General features: G+C 59.2%; 1 pseudogene. It reads left to right on the forward strand.

Annotated features, from left to right (window positions below):
* Positions 1–62: 62 nt before the first annotated feature.
* A pseudogene (locus tag NX782_RS26250) lies at positions 63–957 on the forward strand (IS3 family transposase); the annotation flags it as partial.

Here is a 957-nt window from a genome sequence, read left to right on the forward strand (position 1 = left end):
CTGGCCTGCTGCCGATTCCACAGACACCAAGTTAAGGTGGAAAATGGAGTCAGGAGGTATCAATGGCAGCAAGAAGGCAGTTCAGCCGCGAGTTCAAGCTTGAGGCTGTGAAGTTGGTTGAGGAGCGCGGGGTATCGGTACGCCAAGCGGCCCAGGATCTGGATGTGCACGAGAATGTGCTGCGCAAGTGGGTGCGTGAGCATCGCGAGCAACCCGAGGAAGCATTCCCAGGCAACGGCAAGATGACGCCACAGGACGCGGAGATAGCACGGCTGCGCAAGGAAGTCGCCAAGCTCAAGATGGAGCGCGATCTGCTGAAAAAAGCCGCGGCCTACTTCGCGAAGGAGTCGATTTGAAGTTCGGCTTCATTGCGAAGCACCGAGGAGTCTGGCCGGTCAATTTGATGTGCGAGGCGCTCGGTGTCTCGAGGGGCGGTTTCTATGCCTGGCTGACGCGTCCGCCAAGCCAGCGTAGTCGAAAAGACGAGCAGCTTGCTGCTCAGGTAAGGCAAAGCTTTGTGCGTAGTGATCGCACTTATGGAGCACGGCGGGTGTGGCACGACGTCCTTGAGCAAGGGCTGTCATGTGGCCTGCACCGCATCGAGCGTTTGATGCGCGAGCAGGCGTTACGCGCTCGTCCTCGACGCCGAGGCTTGCCCAAGGATCGCGGAGCACGTAGCACTGTGGCGGAGAACGTGCTCGATCGGCAGTTCCATGCCGAGGCGCCAAACCAGAAATGGGTGGCCGACTTCACCTATATCTGGACTGCCGAAGGATGGCTGTACGTCGCCGCTGTGCTGGACCTGTATTCGCGCCGTATCGTTGGCTGGTCGATGCAGGACAGCATGACATCACAGCTGGTTGTCGATGCACTGATGATGGGTGTCTGGCGTCGAGGTAAGCCTACTGCGTTGCTGCATCACTCGGACCAGGGCAGCCAACCCAGATTCAACCGGTG

It is taken from the genome of Massilia norwichensis (genome assembly GCF_024753245.1).
In the GTDB taxonomy this organism is placed as follows: Bacteria; Pseudomonadota; Gammaproteobacteria; order Burkholderiales; family Burkholderiaceae_D; genus Telluria; species Telluria norwichensis.